Origin of the sequence: Mesorhizobium sp. M0174, assembly GCF_040322275.1 — a bacterium.
Classification (GTDB): domain Bacteria; phylum Pseudomonadota; class Alphaproteobacteria; order Rhizobiales; family Rhizobiaceae; genus Mesorhizobium.
Window position 1 is genome coordinate 387,692 of sequence record NZ_JAMYTB010000002.1, and the last position, 23,588, is coordinate 411,279.

21 protein-coding genes are annotated in these 23,588 nt (G+C 60.9%); 20 read left to right on the plus strand and 1 reads right to left on the minus strand.

All coding sequences use genetic code 11. The features are described from left to right. Positions 1-51 precede the first annotated feature (51 nt). The 20 genes from NKJ13_RS05340 (at position 52) to NKJ13_RS05435 (ending at position 21,791) form a co-directional block, all read left to right on the plus strand. Complete coding sequence (locus NKJ13_RS05340) at positions 52-1,320, plus strand: ABC transporter substrate-binding protein (RefSeq protein ID WP_352701576.1); 1,269 nt, start codon at positions 52-54, stop codon at positions 1,318-1,320. Further along, a complete protein-coding gene (locus NKJ13_RS05345; protein ID WP_502896023.1) occupies positions 1,317-2,339 on the plus strand; it encodes a carbohydrate ABC transporter permease in 1,023 nt (340 codons plus the stop codon). The genes NKJ13_RS05340 and NKJ13_RS05345 overlap by 4 nt, the downstream gene beginning before the upstream one ends. After that, positions 2,336-3,388, plus strand: a complete 1,053-nt coding sequence (locus tag NKJ13_RS05350) for a carbohydrate ABC transporter permease (protein WP_352777248.1) — start codon at positions 2,336-2,338, stop codon at positions 3,386-3,388. The genes NKJ13_RS05345 and NKJ13_RS05350 overlap by 4 nt, the downstream gene beginning before the upstream one ends. Positions 3,389-3,395: 7 nt before the next feature. Beyond that, positions 3,396-4,484, plus strand: coding sequence for an ABC transporter ATP-binding protein (locus NKJ13_RS05355; RefSeq protein WP_352737040.1), 1,089 nt, complete (start codon positions 3,396-3,398; stop codon positions 4,482-4,484). Positions 4,485-4,675: 191 nt separating this feature from the next. Further along, a complete protein-coding gene (locus tag NKJ13_RS05360; RefSeq protein ID WP_352737039.1) occupies positions 4,676-7,804 on the plus strand; it encodes a PAS domain-containing protein in 3,129 nt (1,042 codons plus the stop codon). A 366-nt stretch (positions 7,805-8,170) separates the two neighbouring features. After that, entirely contained in the window at positions 8,171-11,035 is a 2,865-nt protein-coding gene (locus NKJ13_RS05365; protein ID WP_502899796.1) for a sensor histidine kinase, read from the plus strand. Next, on the plus strand, positions 11,032-11,673 hold the full coding sequence (locus NKJ13_RS05370) for a response regulator transcription factor (protein WP_352505175.1): 642 nt from the start codon (positions 11,032-11,034) through the stop codon (positions 11,671-11,673). The genes NKJ13_RS05365 and NKJ13_RS05370 overlap by 4 nt, the downstream gene beginning before the upstream one ends. A gap of 2 nt (positions 11,674-11,675) precedes the next feature. Beyond that, complete coding sequence (locus NKJ13_RS05375) at positions 11,676-12,065, plus strand: response regulator (protein WP_254818501.1); 390 nt, start codon at positions 11,676-11,678, stop codon at positions 12,063-12,065. Next, positions 12,055-12,738 (plus strand): response regulator transcription factor, encoded by a 684-nt coding sequence (locus NKJ13_RS05380; RefSeq protein ID WP_352505448.1) that lies wholly within the window; start codon positions 12,055-12,057, stop codon positions 12,736-12,738. The genes NKJ13_RS05375 and NKJ13_RS05380 overlap by 11 nt, the downstream gene beginning before the upstream one ends. A 566-nt stretch (positions 12,739-13,304) precedes the next feature. Continuing rightward, entirely contained in the window at positions 13,305-14,288 is a 984-nt protein-coding gene (locus NKJ13_RS05385) for an alpha/beta fold hydrolase (protein ID WP_502899795.1), read from the plus strand. A gap of 514 nt (positions 14,289-14,802) precedes the next feature. Beyond that, positions 14,803-15,552 carry a glucose 1-dehydrogenase gene (locus NKJ13_RS05390; protein ID WP_352688887.1) on the plus strand — a complete coding sequence of 250 codons (750 nt, stop codon included), beginning with the start codon at positions 14,803-14,805 and terminating at the stop codon, positions 15,550-15,552. A gap of 459 nt (positions 15,553-16,011) precedes the next feature. Further along, positions 16,012-16,803, plus strand: coding sequence for an alpha/beta fold hydrolase (locus NKJ13_RS05395; RefSeq protein ID WP_352688884.1), 792 nt, complete (start codon positions 16,012-16,014; stop codon positions 16,801-16,803). Positions 16,804-16,868: 65 nt separating this feature from the next. Continuing rightward, a complete protein-coding gene (locus NKJ13_RS05400; protein ID WP_254818504.1) occupies positions 16,869-17,627 on the plus strand; it encodes an SDR family oxidoreductase in 759 nt (252 codons plus the stop codon). Between the two features lie 42 nt (positions 17,628-17,669). Further along, on the plus strand, positions 17,670-18,071 hold the full coding sequence (locus NKJ13_RS05405) for a cupin domain-containing protein (RefSeq protein WP_352646006.1): 402 nt from the start codon (positions 17,670-17,672) through the stop codon (positions 18,069-18,071). 45 nt (positions 18,072-18,116) lie between these two features. After that, complete coding sequence (locus NKJ13_RS05410) at positions 18,117-18,764, plus strand: HD domain-containing protein (RefSeq protein ID WP_352688881.1); 648 nt, start codon at positions 18,117-18,119, stop codon at positions 18,762-18,764. Positions 18,765-19,021: 257 nt separating this feature from the next. Next, positions 19,022-19,543, plus strand: a complete 522-nt coding sequence (locus NKJ13_RS05415) for a carboxymuconolactone decarboxylase family protein (protein WP_352777251.1) — start codon at positions 19,022-19,024, stop codon at positions 19,541-19,543. A 137-nt stretch (positions 19,544-19,680) separates the two neighbouring features. Then, a complete protein-coding gene (locus NKJ13_RS05420; RefSeq protein ID WP_352688875.1) occupies positions 19,681-20,118 on the plus strand; it encodes a CBS domain-containing protein in 438 nt (145 codons plus the stop codon). Between the two features lie 127 nt (positions 20,119-20,245). Further along, complete coding sequence (locus NKJ13_RS05425) at positions 20,246-20,980, plus strand: sensor histidine kinase (protein ID WP_352688872.1); 735 nt, start codon at positions 20,246-20,248, stop codon at positions 20,978-20,980. A gap of 55 nt (positions 20,981-21,035) precedes the next feature. Next, complete coding sequence (locus NKJ13_RS05430; RefSeq protein ID WP_352777253.1) at positions 21,036-21,317, plus strand: GNAT family N-acetyltransferase; 282 nt, start codon at positions 21,036-21,038, stop codon at positions 21,315-21,317. A gap of 42 nt (positions 21,318-21,359) precedes the next feature. Beyond that, the gene (locus NKJ13_RS05435) at positions 21,360-21,791 is read left to right on the plus strand and encodes a DUF1810 domain-containing protein (protein WP_352777256.1); all 432 of its coding nucleotides are present in this window, start codon (positions 21,360-21,362) and stop codon (positions 21,789-21,791) included. 277 nt (positions 21,792-22,068) lie between these two features. Here NKJ13_RS05435 and NKJ13_RS05440 read toward each other — a convergent pair whose 3' ends face one another. Further along, positions 22,069-23,586, minus strand: a complete 1,518-nt coding sequence (locus NKJ13_RS05440) for a mechanosensitive ion channel family protein (RefSeq protein WP_352777258.1) — start codon at positions 23,584-23,586, stop codon at positions 22,069-22,071. Positions 23,587-23,588 lie beyond the last annotated feature (2 nt).

Below are 23,588 nucleotides of genomic sequence, written 5' to 3' on the forward strand. Positions count from 1 at the left end.
GTGGCCGCTTGAACCATCGGGGCGCCGCCCCGCTAAAGGAGGAGACCAAGCATGAATAAGACCCGCACTTTGCTGGCCGCGCTATCGGTCAGTCTGCTCGCATCGACCAGCGCGTTTGCCGGTGACGTGCGCATCATGTGGTATTCGGACGGTGTCGAGGGCGATGTCATCCAGGACATTCTGAACCGCTTCATGAAGGACAATCCCGAGATCCACGTCACGCTCGACAACGTCGCCTACAAGGTGATCCAGGAGCAGCTGCCCATCCAGCTCGAAGCCGGCCAGGGGCCGGACATCGCTCGCGTCACGAACATCAAGGAGCTTGCCCAGCACTGGCTCGATCTCAGGCCACTGGTGGCCGATCCGAAATACTGGGAGGCCAATTTCGCTGACACGCTGGACTGGATGCGCCCCGATGGCTCCAACGCCATCCCGGGTTTCATGACCCAGCTCACGCTCACTGGCGGCTTCGCCAACAAGACGCTGTTCGAACAGGCCGGCGTGCCGCTGCCCGGTGACAAGGCGACCTGGGACGACTGGATCGCCGCCGCCGCCGAGGTGGCGAAGAGCCAGCAGCTTCCGGCTGCCTTCGCCATCGACCGTTCCGGTCACCGCATTTCGGGTCCGAATGTCTCCTTCGGAGCGAACTATATAGGCCCCGATGGCATGCCGGCGAAAGTGGACGACGGCACCAAGGCGTTCGTCGGCAAGCTCGTCGACTGGACCGCCAAGGGCCTGATGCTGAAGGATACCTGGGTGTCGGCGGCAGGCTCGACCTATCGCGCGGCCGCCGACGACTTCATCAACGCCCAGATCCCGTTCTACTATTCGGGCAGCTGGCAGGTCGCCAATCTGTCGACCAAGATCGGCGATAGTTTCGACTGGGTGGCAACCGGCTCGCCCTGCGGTACCGCAGGATGTTCGGGGGTGAAGGGCGGCGCGGCGCTGGTTGCCATCAAATACACCAAAAATCCCAAGGACGTCGCCAAGGTCATGGATTATCTGGCCCGTGAAGACGTGGTGAAAGAATTCAGCGAGCGCACGCTGTTTCTGCCCGCGCACAAGGGCGTCGTAGACAAGGGCGGGCTGAAATGGGTCTCGGCCGACAAGAACGTCGGTCCGGCGCTCGACAAGTTCGTCAAGGCGGCGGGTGAAACCCTGCCGGCGGCCGATGCGCTGCCGCCGTGGAAGTGGGCCAACGCTTACTTCGCCGCGCTGGTGACGCGCGTCAGCCAAGTGATGGCCGGCGAACTCAGCCTCGACGATGCCTGGGGCAGAATCGACCAGGATATCGCCGACAAGGTTGCCGAGGCGAAGTGACCGCCGCCGCGACACTGAAGGCATGGACTGGCGCCGCGCTCGCGGCGCCGGTCGTCTGGCTGGCATCGATCGTCAACGTGCCGCTGAAGTTCTGGCAGCGCGCGACGGGCACCGGTGGCATGGCCGCGTTCTTCCTCGCGCCAAACATGGCGATCTTCGGCATTTTCGTCCTGGTGCCGATGATCATCAACTTCTTCTATTCGGCCACGTCGGGAACGGCCTACTTCCTGCAGGACCGAACCTATGTGGGGCTCGAGCAATACCGCCGCCTGCTCGATTGCGGCAACTACCTGGACACTGCCACTTGCCACGAGGATCTCTTCTGGAAGGCCGTGCACAATACGGGCCTGTTCGTCGTCGTGCAGGTGGCGCTGATGACGGCCGTGTCGATGGCGACAGCGTTGATCCTCAACCGCGAGATCGTCGGGCGCAGCTTCTGGCGCGCGGTGTTCTTCTTTCCGGTGCTGCTGTCGCCCGTCGTCACCGGCCTGATCTGGCGTTGGATCCTGCAGCGCCAGGGCCTGCTCAACCTGATCGTCCATGATCTGGGCGGCGAGCCGCACAACTGGCTGACGGACCGTTTCTGGGCCTTCACCGCCGCCGTCAGCGTTTCGGTCTGGGCACATATGGGCTTTTACACGCTCATCCTGCTTGCCGGATTGCAGGCGATCCCGCGCGACCTTTACGAAGCGGCCGAGATGGACGGCACGAAGCCGGCGCGGGTGTTCTGGCGCATCACGCTGCCGCTGCTGATGCCGAATCTGCTTGTCGTCATCGTACTGACGCTGATCCGCGCCGTGCAGATCTTCGACGAAGTCTATGTGCTGACGGGTGGAGGGCCGGGAACCTCGACCCTCTATATCACGCAGTACATCTATGAGATCGGCTTCGCCTCCCTGTTGCGCAATCCGGGGCTGGCTTCGGCGGCTTCGATCCTGATGGGGTTGGTGCTGGTCGTGCTCACCTTGGTTCAGCTGCAGGTCGGACGCCGGGGTGAGCGGAAAGGAGCCCGCGAATGAGCCGGGTCGTGACATTCCTGACCCGCCGGCGCGGCGGTCGCGGCTGGCACTGGACGGATATCGTGAGCTGGCTGTGGCTGCTCGGCGGTGTTGTCATCATGTTCGGCCCGGCCGTCTGGCTGGTGGGTTCGTCATTCAAGACGCCGGCACAGCTCGCCGAGTTCCCCCCGACCATAATGCCTTATGTCAGCCAACAGGCGACGGTCGAAGGCTACGACAAGCCGCTGGCCCTCTACAGGGTGAAGCTGCCGGATGGTTCGAGCAAGGTGCTGGCCGAGGTGCGGCGCATCGGCATCATGGCGCAGATGGTGGACCCGCAGGCGCCGAAGGATGTCGTCAAGATCAACATCGCCGACCGGCAGCCGGTGCGCGAAATTGGCTTCGCGACGGAGAACTACACCGAGCCCTTCGTCCATTTCGACTTCCTGCGCTATCTGCGCAATTCGATTTTTGTGACGGCAATGGCGACGCTGATCACGCTGCTCACCAATTCGATGGCCGCATTCGCCTTGTCGAAATACAAGTTCCGCGGTCGCGATCTGACGATGCTTGTTATCGTCGGTACGCTGATGGTGCCGCTGTCGGTCATCCTGGTGCCGCTCTATTCGGTGGTGGGCGCCGTTGGGCTGCTCGATTCGCTGTGGGGCGTGATCTTGCCGACCGTGGCGACGCCAACCGGCGTCTTCCTGCTGCGCCAATACATGCTGACCATCCCCGACGAGCTGCTCGATGCGGCTCGCATGGACAATGCTTCCGAATGGCAGATTTACTGGCGCATCGTATTGCCGCTTGCAGCACCGGCGCTCGCCGTGCTGGCGATCTTCTCGGTCGTCTGGCGCTGGAACGACTTTCTGTGGCCGCTGGTGGTGCTGTCGCGCAAGGAACTCTACACACTCCAGGTCGGCCTCAATACCTATGCCGGCCAGCTAAACGTGCAGTGGCACTACATCCTGGCGATGACCGTGGTGACGATGATCCCCGTCGTCCTCGTCTTCGTCTTCCTGCAGCGTTACATCACTTCCGGCATTGCCGGCACCGGGCTGAAGTGAGGATGTCATGGGACGGATAACGCTGACCAACATCGATCGCGCTTACGGCAAGATGAAGATCTTGCACGGCATCAACCTCGACGTCGGTGACGGCGAGATGCTGGTCCTCGTCGGCCCGTCGGGTTGCGGCAAGTCCACGCTGCTGCGGCTGATTGCCGGGCTCGATCGACCGACCGACGGCAAGATCGAGATCGACGGGGTCGACGTCACCAACGTTTCGGCCGCGCAGCGCGGTCTGGCAATGGTGTTTCAGTCTTACGCGCTCTACCCGCACATGAGCGTGCGCCAGAACCTCGCCTTTGGCCTCGAAAACATCCGTATGCCCAAAGCCGAGATCGACGCGCGGATCACGGAAGCGACGCGCATGCTGGAAATTGCTCCCTATCTAGACCGCCGGCCCGGTCAACTGTCGGGCGGCCAGAAGCAGCGCGTGGCAATCGGCCGTGCGGTGGTGCGCAATCCGACCGCCTTTCTACTCGATGAACCGCTGTCCAACCTCGATGCCGAACTGCGTATCACCATGCGCGCTGAACTGGCGGGCCTACACCGGCGGCTGGCAACCACGATGATCTACGTCACCCATGACCAGATCGAGGCGATGACGCTGGCGGACCGCATCGTGGTCATGCGCTCGGGGCGGATCGAACAGGTTGGCCGGCCGCTCGATCTCTACAACGCGCCGGCCAACCTGTTCGTCGCCGGCTTCATCGGCGCGCCGCGGATGAACCTGCTGCCGGTGAAGGTGCGTTCGGCAAGCGGCGCCGAGGTGCGTGTCGAAGGTCCAGGCGGGCTCTCAGCCTCGATCGCGGCCGATGGGGTCGCGCTGAAACCGGGAGACGACGCGACGCTTGGCATCCGGCCACACGACATCCAACTTTCGAATGGCAGCAAGGGATCGGTGGAAGCGCGTGTAATGCTGGCCGAGGCGTTGGGACCGGAAACCGTTGTCCACGCCACCATTGCCGGCGACAGCAAACTGATCGCCGTTCTCAAGCAGCAGGGCGTTGAAACGCAAGGGCCGCCGATCAACCTCGCTCTGCCGCCGGAGCGCATGCATCTCTTCGATGCCGCCGGGCTGCGCGTTCCACAGCGTTAGCCTCACGCGAGGCCATCGTTAGGGGCCTCGTAGTGGCGATATCTCCGCGCAATACATGGATTTCCATGAGATGCAGCCGAGGCATGGCGGAACTAGATTTAGGCGGTGAGTTCGCCTGTCCAGATATTGAAAACAAGTGCTATATCAAGCGCTGACGGTCCCCAGGCTTTTTTGTCCGACAGGAGAAGCCAATGACACCAGCGTCCAACTCACTTGGCGAAATCGACCCCGAAGCAACGCTTGCGCTGCAAATCATCGAGAGCATGCCCGGCCACGCGTGGGCAGCCGATGCCGCCGGAAGATTCACCTATGTCAGCCCAAACACCCTGGCGTTCCTCGGCAACACGCATGAGGATCTCAACACTTCCGAAGACGACGATGAGTTCGGCTGGCGTCGAGCTGTCCATCCCGACGATTATGATCCTGTAGCCGCCAGATGGCGGCATTGCCTCGAAACCGGCGATCCCTATGATACCGAGCATCGTCTGCGGCGCGCCGATGGCGTCTATCGCTGGTTTCGAAGCTCAGGACGACCTTTTCGCGATAGCCAGGGGCGCATCATTCAATGGTACGGCACGACAATAGACATTGAGGATCAGAAGCGGGCCGAGTCAGCATTGCGCGACCGGGAGGGGGAACTCTCGCAGCTCGTGGATATGGTCCCGAGTCACATCTGGCGGCTCGATCCCGACGGCGAGCCGATCTTCTTCAATGGGCGCATGGTTGACTTTCTTGGCCTCGACGTAGCGGATCTGGACCGACCGGGCATGAGCCGGCTGGCGGCGATGATACAGGCCGCCGTTCATCCGGACGACGCGGCAGCATTCGGCGATGCACTCCGCGGTTGCTTCGCTACCGGTGCGAGCTTCGCCATGCGCTATCGCCTGCGCCGTGCCGATGGCGTCTATCGCTGGATGTCGAGCCGGGCGGAGCCGATGCGCGATGACGCCGGCCGCATCGTCCAGTGGTATGGCCTCTGTCACGATATAGACGATCAGATGCACGCCGAAGCGGCGTTGCGGCAGAGCGAGCAACAACTTCGGCACATGATCGACGCCGTGCCGGTCCGTATCTGGAGCGTGATGCCGACCGGCGGGCCGGTCTACTTCAACAAGCGATACCAGGACCATTTCCGCTCCGTTATCGCCAACTTTGACGCGCTCGGCGAGCCGGGAATCGAAACGTTGCTGTACGAGGTGATTCATCCCGAAGATGCTCCCGAGGTGCAGCGCACGTTGCTGAGTTGTTTCGAAACTGGCGGCGGCTCCGCGATGCGGTTTCGCTGGCGCGAAAAAGACGGCACCTATCGCTGGGCTGAGTGCAGGGTCGAGCCGCGGCGCGATGACGACGGAACGGTCGTGCAGTGGTACGGGGTTTCTCTCGACATCGACGATGAGGTGCGCGCGCAGGCGGCGTTGCGCAAAAGTGAGCGGCGCCTTCAGCAGCTTATCGACACCGTGCCCGCTTTGATCTGGAGTACGACACCGGAAGGGACGCCATCCTACGTCAACAAGCGGTTCACCGATGTAACCGGGGCCACGCTCCATGACATCACGGCCCCGGACGGCTCGCCGTCGCTGAGCGTCATCCACCCAGACGATATCGACACCGCACGGCAGGCGATCCGCCATTCATTCGCAACGGGCGTGCCTTACGTTCAGAGATATCGCCAACGGCGGGCCGACGGCGGCTATCGCTGGACCGAGACTCGCGCCGAGCCGCTGCGCGACGAAGATGGCAGCATTCTCCAATGGTACGGTGTGAGCGTCGACATCCATGACCTGGTGACCACGCAAGCGGCGTTGCACGACCGGGAACGAGAGCTCTCGCAACTCGTCAACATGGTTCCGAGCTACCTCTGGCGGCTGTCTCCCAACGGTGAGCCGACCTTCTTCAACAAGCGCCTGATAGATTTTCTCGGCCTGGACATAGCGGACGCGGAAAAACCGGACATGAGCCTGCTGGCGGCCTTCATTGCCACCGTCGTCCATCCCGACGATGCAGCCAGCCTGAAGGAAGCACTCGACAGCTGCTTTGCCACCGGCGAGCGCTTCTTCATGAGGTATCGCCTACGCCGTGCCGATGGCGTTTATCGTTGGATGGAGGGCCGCGCCGAGCCGCTGCGGGATCACGGCGGACGCATTGTCCAGTGGTACGGTCTTACGCACGACATCGACGATCAGCTGCGCGTCGAAGCGGCGCTGCGCGAGAGAGAACGCGCTCTCTGGCAGCTCGTTGAAACGCTGCCGGCAATGATCGATTGCGCCGCGCCAGATGGCGAACCGATATACCGCAGCCAGCAGCTCCGCGAATTCCTCGGATACAATCTTGAGGAATTGGACGAAGCGGGAAAGTCGCGGCTGGCTGGCACACTCGACGCCGGTGTTCATCCCGACGACCTGACAGGCGTCAAAGAAAGATATGCCCATTGTCTGTCCACAGGCGAGCCGTATGCGCGACGGCACCGTCTGCGGCGCTTCGATGGTGAATATCGCTGGGTCGAGACGCGTGCCGCGCCGATGCGCAATGCCGAAGGCGCCATAGTGCAATGGAACGTTATCTGCCTCGACATCGAAAATGAGGTGCGGACACAAGAGGAGCTTCGACTGGCACAAGAGAGACTTGCGCGTGCGAGTCAGGCGGCGAGCCTTGCCGAACTCTCCGCATCCATCGCTCATGAGGTGAACCAGCCGCTGGCCGCCATCGTCGCCAACTCGAACGCATGCCACCGTTGGCTGTCCGCCGAGCCCCCGAACGTCGAGCGCGCGAAGATCACGGCCGAGCGCATCATCCGCGACGCCAATTCGGCGGCGGATGTCGTCAGCCGCATCCGTGCCTTGTTCAGACCTTCGCTTGAAATGAGAACCAGTACGCCGATCCCCAGCGTCGTTGCGGAAGCCCGTGACCTTATGGCCGAGGAAGCCATGCGGCGTCGCGTTCGCATGGACATCGACGTCGAAAGCAACCTTCCGCTGGTTGCGTTCGATCGCGTCCAGATCCAGCAGGTCCTGGTCAACCTCATTCGCAACGGCATGGAGGCGATGGACACCACCGCGGGCGACAAGGTTCTTGGGATGCGCGTGCACCGGATAGAGGACACGATCCAGACCGAGGTCAGCGACCGAGGCCCGGGTATCGAACGTCCTAACAAGATATTCGAGCCGTTCTTTACAACGAAAGGGAACGGGATGGGCATGGGGCTCGCGATCTCCCGTTCGATCATTGAGTCTCACGGCGGACGCCTTTGGGTGGAAAATAGCGTGCCGCGTGGGGCGACATTCATCTTCACTCTCCCGGTTGAAGCGAAAGCTGCGCAATAAGTCGGGCGACACCTCGGCCACCGGCGGCGCTCAGTAAGCGCTTGGTTTTTCGGCTCTCGGTGAAGGGGCGCCGCCGCCCCGTGCAATGCATGGATTTCCATGAGGTGCGGTTGGGGCGTGGCGGGATTAGGGTGGCGACGTGAGTCCGTCAGCCCAGTCCAGCTATCAAGAACAAGTGCTACACGAAGCGCCGACAATCTCCAGATTTTGTTTGTCCGTCAGGGGCACCCGATGACGATAGCGCCCAACTCACTTGGCGAGACCGATTCCAACGCAACGCTCGCGTTAACGCATGAGTTGGACCGATCCGGACCGGGAAGTGGCCGACCTTTCGCGACGAATGAACCGGGCCTGATTCGCGGCAACATGATCAGCGATCTTGAAAGAGGCAGGTTGTCGCGCGTCTGGTCGCACCGTCCTCAATTCTTGCATCTGGGGCTTTTTATTACGGCCTATGTCCTGGGCTGCGGCTTCGCCCAGTCGCTCGCAATCATACCTGGAACAGGGATTTCCATTTGGCCTCCGAGCGGGCTTTTCATCGCTACGCTTGTCTTCGCCTCCAGGTATAGCTGGCCGTGGTGGGTGCTGGGGGCCTGTGTGGCAGAACTGTTCAGCAACTTCTTGTGGTTCCACACTCCGCTGCCCGCGGCCTTCCTGATCTTTGCCGGCAACGCTCTTGAAGCGGTGACCGGCGCATGGCTTGTGAACCAGACCTGCAAGCGCCCAGTTCGGCTGGAAACGTTGCGGGACGTCCTCGCATTCGTCGTACTGGCCGCTGGAGTTGCGCCGGTTGCAAGCGCCACGGTCGGAAGTGCGGCGCTTGCGTGGTTTGGCATACAATCGCAAAGCTTTGCGACGGCTTGGCCGCTGTGGTGGATCGGAGACGCGACAGGAGTCCTGATCGTAGCGCCACTGGCGCTGGTCGTGTTCCAGAACTGGCGCGGCAAGGCGCAGCTCTCGGCAGCGCGGTGGATGGAAGCTTGCGTCCTAGGGCTGATCTTTCTTGGGATCGCCGCCCTTTCCTTGAGCGGCTATCTGCCGTTCGCCTACATCATCATGCCGCCTCTTCTTTGGGCCGCGGTGCGCTTTGAGTTCCGAGGCGCCGCCGTAGCATTGACCGTTCTCGCTCTGATCACGGCAGTATTCACGATATCCGGCGCCAGCCAATTTGCCGGCGATCCCGAGTCCCAGAAGCACAACCAGATCATGCTGCAGCTTTTTCTGGGCATCTCTGCATTTTCGGCGCTCGTCGTGGCCGCCATTTCCAGGCAGCATCAGGCGGCGGTGCTCACTTTGCGCCAAAGTGTGGAGACCTTGCGGGAGCGGGAGCGAGAACTCTCGTTGCTGGTCGAAATGATCCCCGCTCACATTGCCCGCATGGCGCCCAACGGCGAACCAACCTTCTTCAGCAAGCGCACGACAGACTATATCGGCCTCAACGACATCGCGGGCTGGGACAAGCCGGGCACGAGCCGCCTGGCGACCGTAGTCGCGGCAGCCGTCCATCCCGACGATGGACCCAGGATGAGAGAATGGCTCAGCCGCTCACTCGCCACCGGCGAACCCTATCCCATACGGTATCGCCTGCGTCGCGCTGACGGTGTCTACCGCTGGAGGGAGGGCCGCGCCGAGCCGCTGCGGAACCAGAGTGGAGCGATCGTCCAATGGTACACGGCCAGCATCGACATCGACGATGAGGTGCGCGCGCAGGAGGCATTGCGCGACCGGGAGCGGGAGCTCTCGCAGCTTGTCGACATGGTTCCGAGCCACGTTTGGCGCCTGACGCCGGACGGCGAGCCGACCTTTTTCAACAAGCGAATGGTCGACTTTCTCGGCCTTGACGTAACGGATTTGGACAAACAGGGCATCGGCCGGCTGGCGGCGATGATAGCGGCCACCGTCCATCCGGACGACGCAGCAGCATTCGGCGACACGCTCAGTCACTGCCTTGCTACCGGCGAGCGCTTCTCCATGAGGTATCGCCTGCGCCGCGCCGATGGCGTCTATCACTGGATGTCGAGCCGGGCAGAGCCGATGCGCGATCACGCTGGCCTGATCGTGCAGTGGTACGGCCTCTGTCACGACATAGACGATCAGATGCAAGCCGAAGAGGCGCTGCGGCGGAGCGAATTGCAGCTTCAGCAGATGATCGACGCTGTGCCGGTCCGCATTTGGAGCGCGGTGCCGACCGGCGGGCCGGTCTACTTCAACAAGCGATACCAAGACCATTTCCGCGCCGTCATCGCCAATGTCGAAACACTCGGAGAGCCGCGCATCGAGGAATTGCTGCAAGAACTGGTTCATCCCGAAGATGCTCCCGAGGTGCTGCGCACGTTGCTGACTTGTTTCGAAACAGGCGGCGGTTCCGCGATGCGGTTTCGTTGGCGCGAAACAGACGGCTATCGCTGGGCGGAGTGCAGGGTCGAGCCGCGGCGTGATGAAGACGGGGCGGTTGTGCAATGGTACGGGGTTTCCCTCGACATCGACGAAGAGGTGCGCGCGCGGGAAGCGCTGCGACAAGCCTCCGACAAACTCGCGCAAGCCACTCAGGCTGCAAGTCTCGCCGAGCTTTCCGCTTCGATCGCGCACGAGGTGAATCAGCCGCTGGCCGCGATCGTCGCCAATTCCCATGCATGCCACCGTTGGCTGGGCGCCGTCCCGCCGAACGTCGAACGCGCGAAGATTACGGCCGAGCGCATTATCCGGGACGCCAATTCGGCGGCGGACGTCGTCGGCCGCATCCGCGCGCTGTTCAAGCAATCCACCGAGACGAGGACCAATGCCGCGCTCAGCAGTGTCATCGCAGAGGCACGCGACCTCGTGACCGAGGAAGCGATGCGGCGGGGCGTTCGCATCAGCGTTGATGTCGAAAGCGACGTTCCGCTAGTCGCGCTCGATCGCGTCCAGATCCAGCAGGTTCTGGTCAATCTCATTCGCAACGGCATCGAGGCGATGGACTCTGGTGCGGATGACGGAGTTATCAGCATCCGCGTGCGCCATATCGGGGATGTTGTCCAGGCCGAAGTCAGAGATCGCGGCCGGGGCGTCGAGTTTCCCGACCGGATATTCGAACCGTTCTTTACCACGAAAGAGCAAGGGATGGGCATGGGACTGGCGATCTGCCGTTCGATCATCGAGTCGCACAGCGGGCGTCTATGGGTCGAGAAGAACGAACCACGTGGAGCGACGTTTATCTTCACGTTGCCGGTTGAAATGGAAGCGGCGTCATGACGACGGACGGCCAAATTGTCTTTATCGTAGATGACGATGAACGCATCCGGGAGGCGCTTAGTGAACTGCTGGCCGCACATGGCCTGCGTGCCACAGCGTTCGGATCGGCGGGCGATTATATCCGCGCTGACAAGCCGGACGTCCCTGCCTGCCTCATCCTCGATATCGAGTTGCCGGATATTAACGGCCTCGATCTGCAGCGACAGATTGCCGAGGGCGATCATCCGCCGATCGTTTTCCTGACAGGACATGGCGATATCCCGTCCTCGGTGCGTGCGATCAAGCACGGCGCCGTGGATTTCCTGACCAAGCCCTTCAGCGATGCAGACCTCATGGCCGCAATCCATGCGGCGATTGCCCAGGATCGGGTACAGCGATCGGAGCGCGCCGAGCTGGGCGTGTTGAAGCAACGTTATCTTGAGTTGACGCCGCGCGAACGTGAGGTGCTGCCGCTGGTGGTCAGCGGCCTGCTCAACAAGCAGGCCGCCGCTGAACTAGGGATCAGCGAAGTTACGCTGGAAATTCATAGAAGGAACGTCATGCAGAAGATGATCGCGGCGTCGCTCGCCGACCTAGTGCGCATCGCCGAGCGATTGGGAATACCGATCACGCACTCGCGCCGGGCAGGGGGGAGCTGAGGGTGAGCAAGCGGAGGCCTGTCGTTGCGATTGTCGACGATGACCCAAGACTGCTCGAGTCGCTGGAGGACCTCTTGGAGTCCGCCGGCTATGTGGCCCGCAGCTTCTCGTCGCCGGGGGCATTGCTGGTCAGCGGCCTGTCTGGATTGGACATGCTCATCACCGACATCGGGATGCCCGGCATGGACGGCTTTGAACTTCGTGACCTGGTCAAGAAGGCGCGTCCGGACCTGCCTGTGTTCCTGATCACCGGTCGCCACGAGATAGTGGATCAGCACCGCGCCAAGGGCATTGGCGGGCTTTTCTGCAAGCCCTTCGATGGCCAGGCCCTGCTTGCGGCGATCGGCGATGCTTTACGCAACCCAAAAACGGAGCCTAAACATGACAGTTGACCAATTGCCATTACGGAGATCGACGCCGTCATCACAGCAGCGGAGGGCTGAAGCCGAGCAGCCGCTGGTCATTATTGTTGATGATGATGCCTCTGTTCGGGAGGCGCTGTCGGAATTGATCCTGTCGGCGGGTTTCCTGCCGGTCAGCTTTACCTCGACCCGCGAATTGCTTGACGCCGATGTGTTGGAAGGTCCCGGCTGCTTGATCCTCGACGTGCGCATGCCAGGGACGAGCGGTCTCGATCTGCAGCATCATCTTGCGAAAAACGGCAACCCCAAACCCATCATCTTCCTGACCGGACATGGCGATATCCCGATGACTGTCCAAGCGATGAAGGCCGGCGCCGTGGACTTTCTCACCAAGCCGGTGCGGGATCAGACCCTGCTTGACGCGGTGATCACGGGCATTGCGGTGGACGCCAAGCGGCGGGCGGATGCGGTGATCGTCAAGCGCAATGTAGAGCGGGTCGAGACGCTGACGCCGCGCGAGCGCGAGGTTCTGCGAGAAGTGGCGCGCGGACGCCTCAACAAGCAGATCGCCTTCGACCTCGGCATCAGTGAAGTGACGGTCAAGCTGCATCGCGGCAATGTCATGCGCAAGATGGAGGCCGCTTCCATCGGTGAGCTGATCAGGACATGGGAAACGCTGCCCGCGCCGATGCGCCAGGCCTAGAATTTGGCACAAGCCCATCCATGCCCCATCCAATAGGATCGCCCGGCGCGCCCGGCTGCTTCAGGCTGCGGGAAATTGCTACCTCTGCGCGCCCAGGCCTTCCTGCTGTCGGTACGCTCGTGCTGGTGCGGGTGATCCTGATGTACATCGGTGGTCCTGTTGGGTGTTTCGCGGCAAGGCCCGCGCCAACATCGGTTACCATTGAGCGGCGCTCCTTGGCGGCCCAGCCTGACCGACAAACTCGCAACATTCCATGCAACAACAACTGACGCCGGCCATGCCGCGGCGGTCCCCGCGCCGCTACCCAAGCCTAAATTGACGTGTGTCTATAAGAGCTTGCCTTGGCCCGCCCCTATCCTCGGCGTGCCTGCCCTGCACCTTGGCATCGTATGACAGATGCTTCGGTAGAATAGGTTCGCGGCCCGGATCGGTGCATCCTGTTCCTCGCAAGCCATCACGACCGTCGCGTTTCTACCGCTCCTCGCTCGCTCCTCCCCGAACGCGACCGCACAGGCCGACTCGACGGTCGTGATGGTGAGCAGGATGTTCAGAGCACATGGATGGACATGATGAACAAAGACGGACTTTTCTCCGTCGGCGGATCTCGCCGCGATGTCTTGTTGGCAGGCCTGATCTCTACGGTAGCCAACGGACTGCCCCGCGCTGCTTCGGCAACGAGCCGAAAACAAACGCTTTCCTCTTCCCCCTCAATCAAAGGAACCAAGACGATGAGCACCATCACGACCAAGGACGGCACCGAAATCTACTACAAGGATTGGGGCAAGGGTCCTGTCGTCACATTTTCGCACGGCTGGCCGCTGAATTCCGACGCCTGGGACGGCCAGATGCTCTTTCTTGCCCATAACGGCTTTCGCGTCGTCGCGCATGACCGGCGCGGCCACGGCCGATCGAGCCAGGCGACGTCCGGCAACGACATGAACGGCTATGCGGACGATCTTGCAGCCGTGATCGAGGCGCTGGATCTCCGGGACGCCACGCTGGTCGGCCATTCCACCGGAGGAGGCGAGGTTGCTCGCTATATCGGACGGCACGGGACGAAGCGGGTGGCCAAGGCTGTTCTTATCGCCGCTGTTCCGCCGATCATGGTGAAGACGCCGGCCAATCCGGAAGGCCTGCCGATCGAGGTATTCGACGGCATAAGGGCTGGCCTCGTCAAGGATCGTTCGCAGTACTACCGCGACCTCGCACCGTTGTTTTATGGCGCGAACAGGCCGGGCGCCAAGGTTTCCCAGGGGACTCTGGATCAGTTCTGGCTCTGGAGCATGCAGGCGGGTCTCGTCAACGCGTACGAAAGCGTCAAGGCGTTCTCCGAGACCGATTTTACCGAGGACCTCAAAAAGTTCGACGTACCAACCCTGGTCCTGCATGGCGAGGACGACCAGATCGTCCCCGTCAAGGACTCGGCAGTCAAGTCGGCCCGATTGATCAAAGGCGCAAAGGATATCTATTACCCCGGCGCGCCCCACGGGATCACGGCCACACACCAGGATCAGGTCAATGCTGACCTGCTCGCCTTCATCAAAGGATAGTACGCCCTCAGACACGACCGCATGTTGTCCGCACTTCCTTGGAGCCGCCGATGACCACCTTTGGCAATATTTCGCGCGCCCTGAACAGCATTTCAGGTGGCGCGCCAGGTCAAACCTTGTGCGCTCGCATAGCCGAGCGGTGGCCTGAATGCCGGTCTGTCGGCTCATGTCCCGGATTGTGGAACCGAACCACTGCGCCATCGAGTTAGAGCGCTGGCAAAGGCGGCAAACATATGCTGCGACAGGGCTGCCATTCGGGCAACTGCGCCTGTGCAGCGCGGAGGCGATCGCTGGCGTTCGACACTACGTCGCGCTGTCGGGGGTCGCCGCCGCGCCTTGAAGGCCAAAGCGCTCTCGATGACGTCAAACTGGCTAATCGCCGGGAGTTTATCAATCGGTAGCCGTTTGCGATTGCCGCTCATTTTGGCGGTCTCAATTCGGCGTGAAATTTTCTTGGCCAGCAGTTGCGACCATCGCAGCAGCACCGGCACAATTTTTCGAAGGCAGGAACGACATGGGCGCACTCTCAGGTAAGATCGCGGTGGTCACCGGCGGAAACAGCGGGATCGGACTATCGGCTGCTAAAATCTTTGCGGCCGAGGGCGCGCAAGTCGTCATTACCGGCCGCCGGCGGCAGGCGGTCGAGGAAGCGGTCGCACAGATCGGGGCAGGCGCGCTGGGCATTCAGGGAAATGTGGCCGACGTGTCGCACCATGACGAGGTAGCGCAGCAGATCCGCCAGAGGTTCGCGGCGCTCGACATCTATATGGCGAACGCCGGCATAAACACCATCACGCACTCGGCCGACGTCTCCGAGGCAGAATATGATGCGCAATTTGCCGTTAACACGCGAGGCGTCTTCTTCGGCGTCCAGAAGCTGATTCCGATCATGCGGAACGGCGGCGCAATCATCCTCACAGGCTCGCTCGCCAGCGAGAAGGTCCTGGATGGTCATGCTGTATACGCGGGCTCGAAGGCGGCCATAAATGCCTTTGCGCGCGCTTGGGCGATCGAACTGAAGTCTCGCGGCATCCGGGTCAACGTGCTCAGCCCAGGTCCGGTGGATACGGCTATTCTCGATAAGCTAGGTATACCGTTTGAGCAGCGCGGGCTGTTTGAAAAGGCGATGGCGGAGGCAATACCCCTGGGCCGGATGGGGCAGCCGGAAGAGCTGGCAAAAGCTGCTCTGTTCCTTGCCTCGGACGCGAGCAGTTTCGTCACGGGCATCAATCTGCGGGTGGATGGCGGGATGGCAGTGCTCTGAGCCATGACTGCGAGATCGCGCCAATAGACTGCCGGTTATCGGCTGAGCAATCGGTCTTCCTCACGAAAATTTTTTGGGAAGCTGCCGCACGACTCGCGCCAAATAGGTCGGAGGCGACACGTTTTGTCGACGTGGCGCAAATTGAGCCACGTAAATAGCAAGTCGCATTGCAGGGATCGACGCGCAAGAGAAGTCGGATCGCCAGGTCTCGCCACGGCGGCAGCGGCGTCTTGCAAACACAGCTCTCCGGCCGCGCGCCCTCAGTGTCTGTTCCGGCGTCCGCCGACAATGCACACCCGGCATAGATACCTCAATTATGCTGCAGGGCACCTGATCTCCCCGGTGACCTACCCTGCACCTTGGCATTGTATGACAGACCCTTCCGCACAATAGGTTGGCGGGCAGCGTCGGCGCATTCTCTTGAGCATTGGTCACCACAGGCCACACGGGAGAAAGCAAATGCGAAACATAACTCGAGCCCTGGCGCTCACCGCAGCGCTGGCCGCGTCGGGCGGCGGGATGGCGCAGGCCGCCAATTCTCAGCCCAAGCCGACGATCGTACTGGTGCACGGCGCCTTCGCGGAATCGTCGAGCTGGGACGCAGTCATCACCAAGCTCAGTAAAGACGGTTATGTAGCGATAGCCGCAGCTAATCCGCTCCGCGGCGTTGCCAGCGATGCGAAAGCAGTCTCAGCCATCGTCCGGTCGGTTTCCGGGCCGGTCGTGCTGGTGGGGCATTCCTACGGCGGGCCTGTCATCACCGAGGCCGCCAATGGCAATCCCAACGTAAAGGCGTTGGTCTACGTGGCGGGTTTCGCGCCGGATACCGGCGAATCGAGCCTTACGTTGTCCAGCATGTTTCCCGGCAGCACCTTGGGGAGCGCGCTTGCTCCGGTAGCGTTGCCGGACGGCGGGCAAGACCTCTTCATCGAGCCGGCCAAGTTCCGCGCCCAGTTCGCCGCCGACGTTCCGCAAGAGCAGACTTTGCTGATGGCTGCCACTCAACGTCCTGTTGCGCAGGCGGCTCTGGCTGAAACCTCGGGCGTCGCCTCATGGAAGACGCTGCCGTCCTACATGATCTACGGCTCGGATGACCGCAACATCCCGGCAGCCGTCATGAGCTTCATGGCCAAGCGTGCGCACGCGGTAAAGACCGTCGTCATCGAGGGTGCGTCCCACGCGCTCATGGTTTCGCATCCCGACGAGGTCACGTCACTCATCGAGGATGCTGCTGCATCGGTCAGTCAGTAGCAGGCTGGAAGCGCCTGCATCCGATCGAGCAACGAAAATAAACACGCAACACCAGGAGACCAGACATGAAGATCGTCGTCATCGGCGGAACCGGGCTGATCGGTTCAAAGACCGTGGAGAGGCTGCGAAATAAAGGACACGACGTGCTTGCGGCGTCGCCGAATTCGGGCGTCAACACCGTTACGGGAGAGGGTCTGGCGGCCGCGCTTGCCGGTGCGCAGGTCGTCGTCGACCTGGCGAACTCGCCGTCGTTCGAGGAAAAGGCTGCCCTGGAGTTCTTCGGGGCATCCGGGCGTAATCTTTTTGCCGCCGAAACGGCCGCCGGCGTCCGTCATCACGTGGCGCTGTCGGTCGTCGGTACCGACCGGCTGCAGGGCATGGGCTATTTCCGCGGCAAGTTGCTTCAGGAAAAGCTGATCAGGGAATCAGGAATTCCTTACACCATCGTTCACGCCACTCAGTTCTTCGAATTCACCGCCGCCATCGCAAACACGGGCGCCGTCGGGGATACCATTCATATGTCGCCGGCCTACTTCCAACCCATGGCGGCTGATAATGTTGCCGATGCGATGGCGGACGTCGCGCTTGCCGCGCCGTTGAACGGCATGATCGAAATTGCCGGCCCGGAGCGTGTTCGCATGAGCGAACTTGTCGAGCGCTTCCTGAAGGCCACCAACGACCCGCGCAAAGTCGTCCCGGATCCCGGCGCGCTCTACTACGGCCAAGTGGCAATCGACGACCGAACGCTGGTGCCCGGCGAGAATGCGCGCATCGGCGCCGTGCGTTTCGATGATTGGCTCAGCCGATACACGCCACCGAAATAAGCAATCACCGGATAGGCCATTCTCACAATAAGGAGACCAGACATGATCAGAACACTTCTCTGCGCCGCGCTCACCGCCGCTTCCGTCACCGCAGCAATGGCCAATGACGCCGCCAGCGTGAAGCTTGTCTACGACCAGGCCCTTCCAAACGTGCCCGGCAAGAGCATGAAGGCCGTGCTCGTCGAGTACGCGCCGGGGGGTACGTCGCCGGCCCATACCCATCCCAAATCCGCGTTCATCTATGCCACGGTTCTGGAGGGGGCGATCCGAAGCCAGGTCAACGATGGGCCGGTGAAGACTTATCGCGCCGGCGAGAGTTTCTCCGAATTCCCGGGCGACCGTCATGCCGTCAGCGAAAACGCCAGCAAGACGGAAGGCGCTCGTCTGCTTGCTATTTTCGTCGTTGACACCAGCGAGACGGAACTGACGACGAACGCGAAATGAAATCGCGGCCCCCGGACCATCGTATGCGAAAGGACGGTCAGTGACATGAATTCGATCGCCAGCCGCACACTTGCAGGGATTTCGGTCCCCGATACACCGCTTGTTGGCCGAGCGATCGAACATGCCCGCCAGCGATGTGAGCCCTACCTGTTCAACCACGTTGTCCGATCCTGGCTTTTCGCGGCCCGGATCGGACAGATTCAGAATATCCAGCACGACGCGGAGGTTGTTGCCGTTGCAACCCTGTTGCATGACGTCACGCTCAATGAGGACTTCGCCGGGCCGCGCCGTTTCGAAGTGGAAGGCGCCGATCTTGCCCGCACCTTCGTTCGGGAAGGCGGCTTCGACGAGCGGCGCGCCCAATTGATCTGGGACAGCGTCGCCCTCAACTCGACGCCGTCGATCGGCCTCTACAAGGAGGCTGAGGTGGCGCTGTGCACAGCCGGCATCTGCCTCGATGTCGTCGGCTTGCAATACAGCCTCGTTTCGTCAGCCGAGATTGCAAAGATCGTTGGCGAATTTCCGCGCCTCGGGATGAAGCGGCGGATGACGCGATGCTTTTGCCATATCGCCGAGGTCAGGCCGGAAACCACCTACGACAACTTTGCCCGGGACTTCGGCGAGCGCTTTGTTTCAGGCTACAAGGCGACTTCGGCAGTTGATCTTGTGATGAACGCTCCCTTCGAAGCGTGAACGCAGTTTCGATCCAGGTTCAATCGACACCGGTCGGTTCAGCCTCGCCCTTCAAGTGACCCAAACGCTGTGCGCCTGTCGCATGCCTGCGGCAAAGCGAATTGCCGAGGGCAGCGTTCCACCGCTTCCTATACTTCGGTTTAGGCGCGCCGACCTATTGAATGGCAATACATATCATCGGGCACGATAGTAACAATTTGGCTCACCGATCATCCTTACGCTGCAATGGATTGCAAACACCTCAAGGAGATAAAGTAATGAATATTGAAGCGTCACCGGTCGCTCCGAAAGGAAAAGCCGCCGCCCAACGCGCGAGTTATGCTGAGCAGTCGCCCGAACTTCTGAAGAAATTTATTGAATTTCTTGGTGCGACGCGAGAGGGGTCGATCGAAGAGCCAATCCGGGATATTGTTGCCGTCCGAGCCGCGCAGATGAACGGGTGCACCTTCTGCCTCGATATGCACGTCAAACAGGCGAAGATTCATGGCGAGCGCGAACTGCGCCTTTACCACCTGGCAGCCTGGCGGGATTCGACCTTGTTCGTTCCTCGCGAGCGTGCAGCCTTGGCATGGACGGAAGTCTTGACGAAGTTGCCCGAGCAGGGTGTCCCGGACGAGATCTACGATCGGGTCAGGTCGCAGCTTTCCGAGAAGGAAATCTCCGATCTGACCTTCGTTGTCATGGCGGTCAACTCTTGGAACCGTCTGAACATCGGCTTCAAACCCGTCCCGGGCTCGGGCGATGCGAAGTTTGGCCTGAGCAAAGCAGCGCTGAGCTAATCTTTGGAATGGGTCAGAATGGCGGTTGTTTGTGAGCCATTCTGAGCGGCCGGGCAAAGTCGCCGAGCTCGGCGACCAACACTGGAACCGATCTCAGCCTCCCGGCCACGGCCGCGAGGCGCTCTCAGGAGGGCGTCATGCGCATTGACAGTCTGCATCCAGTAATATCGGCCCGTCTCATGGTGGTCGATGTCGACGCTCCACTCCGCAGTGCGGCACTCTCACTTTCCAGGCCCGCAATAGGCCTGGTCGTGGTGTGTCACGGCAGTGGGGAGGCGGCAGGCGTGCTGAGCAAGTCCGACCTTGTCCGCCATCTGGCCAATTCAGGGTCAACAGAAGCGGCGATTGCGGCATTGATGAGCCGGTCCATCGTGTCCTGTGGTCCCGATGATGATCTTCATTCAGTCTGGCAGACCATGGCCGCGCAAGGCCTGCAGAATGTGCCGGTGCTCGGGGCTGACTCGAAACCGCTAGGCGTCCTCGATATCCGTGATGCGATGAAGGCGCTCTTTAAACAAGAGGAACTGCAGGAACGGCTGCTTGCCAACTACATCAGCGGGATCGGCTATCAATAGAGCATGGTCTCGCGATTGAATATACGGAAGTATGCATCGGCGTCTTCTTAGATATAGTAGAAAATAAAGGTCGTAAATTATAGCGTATTGGAGCAAATAGGTGACGACTTAGCCAGCGGGGAATGAAATGTTTCGTCCGGACATAAAGGAAGATGTCTTCGACGGCCCGCCCGATGGCCCTGGCAGTGGTATGTCCGTGCAAATGTCGACGGTCGGCATCGTCCATGACCTGGGCAATCTCATTCAGGTCGCCTCGTCGGCGTTGAACCACCTGGCCCGCGATCCGAACATCCAAGCGGCTCCGGCACTTGGGCCTGTAATTGCCGGCGCCAAAACGGCTTTGGAGCGGGCTGGTGGCCTTGTCCGGCAAACCATCAGCCTGGCCCGAGAGAGCCACGCTGAAATCGAATACACAAACGTAGGTGCTTGCCTGGCTGAGATCGAAACCCTCGTACGGAGCGCCTTGGACGCCAATTTCGGTCTTGAGCTTCGGGTCGGGTCCGACCTGCCTTTGGTGCGATGCGATCGCTTTGGATTGCAAAATGCGGTTCTGAATCTTCTGTTCAACGCGCGCGATGCAATGCCTGACGGCGGTTTCATCTCGATCGATGCCGGCTTGGCCTCTGAAAACTCCGCCGCCAGTCAGGTAGATATCCGTGTCGCGGACAACGGTATCGGGATGACCAGCGAGACGATGGTCTGCGCCTTCGATCCGTTCTTCACCACCAAAAGCGAAGGCCTCGGCGGCGTCGGATTGCCGATGGTGAAGCACTTTGCCGAGCAATCAGGCGGAAGCATCGATATTCAGAGCACACTTGGGGCAGGCACGACCGTCACTCTGCGGTTGCCTGCGATGCGATAGCGGCCCCGCCAATCTGCCTCCGGTGATAAACGTGACATACAATCGAGAGATAAAGATGGATGCACAAGTCGTCGAAAACGTCCAACAGCATCGTTTCGAGCTGCCGATCGCCGGCGATAGGTTTGCGGCGGCCTATTATCGGCTCGAGGGCGGGAAGGTTGCGCTGATACACACCGAAGTCCTGTCGGAATTTTCCGGACAGGGGATCGCGTCGCAATTGGCCCAAGGGACCTTCGAACTGCTCCGCAAAACCGGCCGTAAAGCGATCTTGAAATGTCCCTTCATGAGCCGCTTTTTCGCCAAGCACCCGGACTATGCAGATGTCGTCGGCGGCTAGTCATGGGCACGAATGTTGAGGGTTTCCCAAGGATCTATCCAAATGCCTGACGAGTATGATTTGCAGAGGTTCGTCAGCGCACAGGATCCGGTCTACGACGACGCGCTGGCCATTCTACGTCGAGGGATGATGTGCACTCCCTACATGGAGTTCATTTTCCCAAGGTTGGCCACAAGGCAAAGTGGTGCAGCGCCTGAGCCATATGCAATCACATCGCTCGACGAAGCCAGCGCCTATCTCTCATTTCCGATCCTCGGACGCCGTTATCGGGAATGCGTTGGCACCCTGCAACGGCTCTCCGGCCTGAGCGCTCGCGCTGTCTTCGGTGAGGTTGATGCGAAGAAGTTGCACGCGTCCCTCACGCTGTTTTCCGAAGCAAGCAACGACGAGTTTCTGCTCGAGACAATCTTCGACGTCTGGTTCGACGGTTTGCTCGACGAGGAAACGATGAACGATCTCTACTTGATGTCGTAGTGGTCTGCTCGTGCCAGCGGCGTAAAGCCGTCGCGGCGCAGAGGTCACCATCCGCTGCCTTATCATGCGGTGCCATTTCGAAACCGTGACCTGCGTCGAATATAGCGGGGCCGAAATGGTCGAACAGGACGAAGGGCCCGATCATGAGGCGATTCGAGGAGGGCAATACGCGCCCTACCTTCAGTCCGTCCGCAAAATCAAGGATAGCCGGCTGGATCGATGCCTGTGATATCGCTTTGGCGGATGGTCATGGATCTCTGTCCTTCTGCATGCCTTGTCAGCCAGGTGCTCGAACGCGCTTGAACGGAGCGGCTCGAAAGACCGTCTGAATGGCTTTGAGGAGCGCGAATTTGGAGCTCGTGTGATGCTGTCCCGCGATGCCGCTTTCATTAGAAGCCGACACCCTCATCGACAGGATCGCGGCAAGATCTTCGGCCATTTCGGGCCGGTCGTGCAGCAGCGGTGCAAAGCTTTCCTGGTCTATCTCGTAAACCGTGACAGGGGTCATTGCCCGCAAACTCGACATCTCGCCAATGCCGGCGAGCAAGCCGGTCTCGCCGAAGAAATCGCCAGGTGCAAGCCGGCCGATCTCCTGCAGTTGATCGTCGTCCTCGCCAATTTGCCGGACGATGACGCCCGTCCGTACGATCATGAGCGACGGCAGCATCTCTCCCTGTCGTGCGATGATCTCGCCCTTATGGTAGGTGTGAACCGAGGCCGCTTTGGCGAGCGACTCCTGCTCGGTACCCGTCAGTGCCGAGAACACCGGTATGGAATTGATAAGCTCGATCGGGGTGAAGCCTTGCGAGGCTGCCGTCTCGTCGCTCGGCCGGTTGGTCATGGCAATCGAGCCCGAAAGTGGCTGCGCCAGCAGCATGCCGGTCGACTTTGAATGGCGATAAATGAGATCGAAGATGTCGTTCCGAGCGGCACTTCGCTGGTCAATACTTGCGACGCGAAACGACAACTCGATCTCGATAGCTGCGGCATCCAGGCTTCTGATGGTAACCGAAGGCGAAGGGTCCTGGAGGATTGAATTGCAGCTCAGCAAGACAGTGCGCATGAGATCTACGATGATCGCCGGCGTCTTCGTTGGCGCCACCTTGACGGTGACGGCAAGTCCATGGCTCTCGTCCGGACCACTTAAATTTGTTACCCCGATCTTGGCGAGAAGGCTGTTTGGCAGCGCGACGACATTGTGGGTCGGGGTCAGGAGTTGGGTCGACCGCCAGTTGGTCTCGACAACGCGGCCTTCGGTTCCGTCGCCCAGAATGATCCAGTTTCCAAGCACGTAAGGGCGGCCGAGGTTAAGCGCGATCCCCGAGAATACGTCACCAAGCGTATTCTGGAGCGCCAGTCCCAGGATGACGGCAAACACGCCCGACGTGGCAATGAGCGTTCCGACCGGCACTGCAAAGACGAACGCCAGGATCGACAGGAACATTCCAGCATAGACGATGCCGACCACGACGTCCTGCAGGAGACGTGCCTCGCGCGGCTTTCGCTCAAAGACGAGATAGATACGGACAAATCCGATCAGCGCCCAGGCAAGGTGAACCCACCAGAGCAGCTTGACCGAGCCGATGAGGATCGCTCCTCCGGTTGTCTCGTTGTCCCCTGCGGCCTCGTACGGCACGACGCGCAGGTGGAGAACCATGGCCGACATCGCGACGAAAAAGGCGAGTTGGACGACCAGCTTCGCATTGGCGAAGCGTCTGGGGATGAGAGACCAAACGACGATCCCGGCGAGGCCGAGCAACACGATGTAGACCAGAGGAGAGTTCCACCAGTTCATGA

Excerpts from the sequence above, each read along its gene's own strand:
- NKJ13_RS05340 (WP_352701576.1), top strand. The coding sequence starts at position 52 with ATGAATAAGACCCGCACTTTGCTGGCCGCGCTATCGGTCAGTCTGCTC.
- NKJ13_RS05350 (WP_352777248.1), top strand. The coding sequence starts at position 2,336 with ATGAGCCGGGTCGTGACATTCCTGACCCGCCGGCGCGGCGGTCGCGGC.
- NKJ13_RS05355 (WP_352737040.1), top strand. The coding sequence starts at position 3,396 with ATGGGACGGATAACGCTGACCAACATCGATCGCGCTTACGGCAAGATG.
- NKJ13_RS05360 (WP_352737039.1), top strand. The coding sequence starts at position 4,676 with ATGACACCAGCGTCCAACTCACTTGGCGAAATCGACCCCGAAGCAACG.
- NKJ13_RS05365 (WP_502899796.1), top strand. The coding sequence starts at position 8,171 with ATGATCAGCGATCTTGAAAGAGGCAGGTTGTCGCGCGTCTGGTCGCAC.
- NKJ13_RS05370 (WP_352505175.1), top strand. The coding sequence starts at position 11,032 with ATGACGACGGACGGCCAAATTGTCTTTATCGTAGATGACGATGAACGC.
- NKJ13_RS05380 (WP_352505448.1), top strand. The coding sequence starts at position 12,055 with ATGACAGTTGACCAATTGCCATTACGGAGATCGACGCCGTCATCACAG.
- NKJ13_RS05385 (WP_502899795.1), top strand. The coding sequence starts at position 13,305 with ATGATGAACAAAGACGGACTTTTCTCCGTCGGCGGATCTCGCCGCGAT.
- NKJ13_RS05390 (WP_352688887.1), top strand. The coding sequence starts at position 14,803 with ATGGGCGCACTCTCAGGTAAGATCGCGGTGGTCACCGGCGGAAACAGC.
- NKJ13_RS05395 (WP_352688884.1), top strand. The coding sequence starts at position 16,012 with ATGCGAAACATAACTCGAGCCCTGGCGCTCACCGCAGCGCTGGCCGCG.
- NKJ13_RS05400 (WP_254818504.1), top strand. The coding sequence starts at position 16,869 with ATGAAGATCGTCGTCATCGGCGGAACCGGGCTGATCGGTTCAAAGACC.
- NKJ13_RS05405 (WP_352646006.1), top strand. The coding sequence starts at position 17,670 with ATGATCAGAACACTTCTCTGCGCCGCGCTCACCGCCGCTTCCGTCACC.
- NKJ13_RS05410 (WP_352688881.1), top strand. The coding sequence starts at position 18,117 with ATGAATTCGATCGCCAGCCGCACACTTGCAGGGATTTCGGTCCCCGAT.
- NKJ13_RS05415 (WP_352777251.1), top strand. The coding sequence starts at position 19,022 with ATGAATATTGAAGCGTCACCGGTCGCTCCGAAAGGAAAAGCCGCCGCC.
- NKJ13_RS05420 (WP_352688875.1), top strand. The coding sequence starts at position 19,681 with ATGCGCATTGACAGTCTGCATCCAGTAATATCGGCCCGTCTCATGGTG.
- NKJ13_RS05425 (WP_352688872.1), top strand. The coding sequence starts at position 20,246 with ATGTTTCGTCCGGACATAAAGGAAGATGTCTTCGACGGCCCGCCCGAT.
- NKJ13_RS05430 (WP_352777253.1), top strand. The coding sequence starts at position 21,036 with ATGGATGCACAAGTCGTCGAAAACGTCCAACAGCATCGTTTCGAGCTG.
- NKJ13_RS05435 (WP_352777256.1), top strand. The coding sequence starts at position 21,360 with ATGCCTGACGAGTATGATTTGCAGAGGTTCGTCAGCGCACAGGATCCG.
- NKJ13_RS05440 (WP_352777258.1), bottom strand. The coding sequence starts at position 23,586 with ATGAACTGGTGGAACTCTCCTCTGGTCTACATCGTGTTGCTCGGCCTC.